The following is a 2991-nucleotide window of genomic DNA, read 5'->3' on the forward strand; positions in this document are numbered from 1 at the left end:
CCCGGTTCCGGCAGTGGCGTCTCGGCGCAAAGCCCCGGGAGCCCACAGGGCGTCACCGCCAAAGGCGGCAAGGTCGAGCCCGAGGCCCTCGCCACAACAGACCAGCGACCCGAAGGCGATCCCTCGGCCACCATCGACCGCCTCAAAGCGGCCGCCGCGACCGGGGCGGTCAGTGCGTCAGCATGCAATCAGGATGGACAGGGGAAATGCACTGTTCATGATCACGGCTCAGAGCCAAACACAGCGCTCCAATCGGCACCGGATAGCCATGGCAGAACAGCATCAAACGACTCGGATTCTGAAGACGCAACCGAAGCGGAGATTGAACCCGGCTTTCACGTCGTCCGTCAGCCCATGACCAAAACTGAACTGATCAAGATACTCTATGGCGACGTCTCCGCGAAGCCGGACCACTTTGACCGTCTGAATCCGGACCTCAGCAATCGAGTACTGCCCGGGGAAATGATCGTGCTTGGTGATCCCGAGGCAAAGGCCTGCACCCAGAAAGAGTCAGACCTGATGGCCGTTGCCAAAGAGGTGAATCAGCAGGTCCGCTCTCTGGACGAGAAAGAGGCGCAGTTCATCACGGATCATTACGATCTGCTCGAAACACTGACCTCGACCACCCAAACCGGTTTGGGGGCAGGCGCGGTCATGATCTCCAAACAAGTCCAGGGCATCGAAGCCAATCTTCGGGAACTGGAAGCTCTACATCAGGAGAGCTACCGAAAACACGGCCACCTCAACAGCCAAGAGTTCTTCGATAAGCGCAAAGCAATTTTCAGGAAACTCGACTTTTCTCTTGGTAAGGTCGCCCGGAAGGGCCTCGCGTTGGATGACAATCCCAAACTCAAAAAATCGCTTGGCCTTTCCACCAAAAGCATTGTTCACCACTGGAAACATTCCGGAGTTGGAGGAATACCTGGCTACGCCACCCACTACGATAGGCTCACCGCCGGAGCGAAATATGCGAAAGCTGGTGGCTACGTCGCAATTGCTCTCGACGTCGCGTTGGCTGAAATGCGAATCAAAGAAGTATGCACATCAGGCTCCGCACGGGAATGTTCGAAGATTAAGTACACGGAGCGAGGACGCGTAGCCGGCAGCACCGCTGGTGGAGCCTTGGGGGCGGCAGTAGGCGGGGCTACTTGCTTCGCTGTCGGGATCACCACTGCCGGAGTCGGTGGAGTCGCGTGCGCTATCATCCTCGGCGGAACAGGGTCTGCGGTCGGTGGAACCGCTGGCGGTGCTGTCGGAGAGTTCTCTGGCGAGGCAATATACGAAAAGACCTACACGGAATAGCTTGATGAATACGATTGTTTTGTACGGAGGAGTTTTGGGGATAGGCGGCTCGTTGATCTGCTCTCTGATCATCACCACCGTCGCCTTTCCAAAGATTAAAGAGATTGAAAAGATCATCTCAGCAGCCACCCTTATTTCATCGTCGGGGCGAAATATATGGGGAGGGGACCCCATAGGGAGGCTTATGCGGGCAACCCACATCTTCTGTTTCTTATGGATGCGCTATATTCCTGGTCATTTCCGTCGAGCTGCCGGTAACTTTGGGAACCTCAACATGAAAATTCCCCTTCATTTGTTCCTGTGGGGCTTCTGCCCGACTCTCGGTCTCTTTGTGTTTGGCGGACTCTTAATCTGTGCAAGTTTTTTTATCGCATAAAGGTTCTCGACTCTGAGAGAAGTGCTGACAATTAATCCTCTACACCCCGCTTCCAACTACGGTCACCCAATCAGGAAAATTCATGCACCAGGGGCCCGGTCAACTTCTCCGCCAGCGCCGCTTTGGCCCGTTCTTTGCCACCCAGTTTCTGGGGGCGTTCAACGACAATGTGTTCAAGAATGCGCTGATTATTCTCGTCACGTTCCAGGGGCTGCGAAACGCCGGGAGTTACCAGTTCCCTTCATTAACGCCGTCAGTTGTCGGATCATCATAGCCCGAACCAATGGCGCCCTCGTTAATAGCATCCGTGGTTGGATCATCGTACCCGGACCCGATGCTTCCTTCATTTATCCCATCAGTTGTCGGGTCATCTTAGCTCTGCGCTACAGCACTGAAGGGCAGTGCGAGCATAGTCAACGCAAGGACTGATCCGATCGTATACTTAAGCTTATGCATGATTGATATCCTTCCTTCTAACGCCAATATTCAGCGGCGGCCGTTGCGTAGCGAAGCGGAGAAAAGGCCGTCCGGTGGAGGCCCGTCAGGGCCGTAACGAACTGGAATGACTGGTTATATTTGGTCATCACCAACAGCCTGAAGTATCTGATGGGCGAGTTCTCTGGCCTGCTCCTTGTTCAGCGAGACTGGAAGGGCTTGATAGGAAAGCAAGCTCTTGGCAACGACCTTTAAACCTACGCCTTTCTCTCCATTTTCGAGAGCCAATCTCACTACATCGATTCGCTGTTTGAGCGGTCCTTTTCGTAGGGCCTCAACCTCCACTAGTTTGCCGACTTTCTGACCTCTCTAGAGGCTGAAAATGCCCATGATCTCTTCCTAGAAAATATAACGCCCGGCTCACGCCCCGGTTTGGAGCCGCGAAGCGGCGGAAAATCGGTCGCAGTGCAGCCGATTGTTATACGATGGGTGCATGGGCCACCTCCCGTCCGGCGAACTCACTCGCAATTAGAAAAAGAAATTGCTGTGGCACATTAGATATTAGCTCTTCTATATGAGCAGCGTCTGGACGATTAAGTAGATCGTCAAAAAAATAGGGGCGATAACGAGTAACAGAGCCCAAATAATATACAAATGCATAGATCGACAAAATTTGTGGCAATCTGTGCGCTTGCTCAATGTCCGGTGATAAATAGACGTAATTCTTTCGGTAGGGGGGCATCCTCAGAACAGCGGACCAAATTTCATTTTTGATTGGGCTAAGGAACCTCTGAAAAAGCCCTTGGATTTGCGACAATAGCACCAGAGTCACCAACCGGGAAGGTCGCTACCCCATGAGCCAGATCAGCTTTGCCGAA

4 protein-coding genes are annotated in these 2991 nt (G+C 53.5%); 3 read left to right on the forward strand and 1 reads right to left on the reverse strand.

The genetic code is table 11. The annotated features are described in order from the left end of the window. The 3 genes from C8D92_RS15505 to C8D92_RS15515 all read left to right on the forward strand — a co-directional run. Positions 1-1302, forward strand: a 1302-nt coding sequence (locus C8D92_RS15505; RefSeq protein WP_243402479.1) for a hypothetical protein, incomplete at its 5' end; no start/stop codon positions are given. 4 nt (positions 1303-1306) lie between these two features. Further along, positions 1307-1678: a hypothetical protein gene (locus C8D92_RS15510; protein ID WP_116919940.1), complete on the forward strand. Its 372-nt coding sequence runs from the start codon at positions 1307-1309 to the stop codon at positions 1676-1678. Positions 1679-1760: 82 nt separating this feature from the next. Further along, on the forward strand, positions 1761-1952 hold the full coding sequence (locus C8D92_RS15515) for a hypothetical protein (RefSeq protein WP_116919941.1): 192 nt from the start codon (positions 1761-1763) through the stop codon (positions 1950-1952). Positions 1953-2591: 639 nt separating this feature from the next. Here C8D92_RS15515 and C8D92_RS16055 read toward each other — a convergent pair. Further along, positions 2592-2855: a YaaC family protein gene (locus C8D92_RS16055; RefSeq protein ID WP_423837085.1), complete on the reverse strand. Its 264-nt coding sequence runs from the start codon at positions 2853-2855 to the stop codon at positions 2592-2594. Positions 2856-2991: the final 136 nt, after the last annotated feature.

It is taken from the genome of Tamilnaduibacter salinus, from assembly GCF_003096655.1.
GTDB lineage: Bacteria > Pseudomonadota > Gammaproteobacteria > Pseudomonadales > Oleiphilaceae > Tamilnaduibacter > Tamilnaduibacter salinus.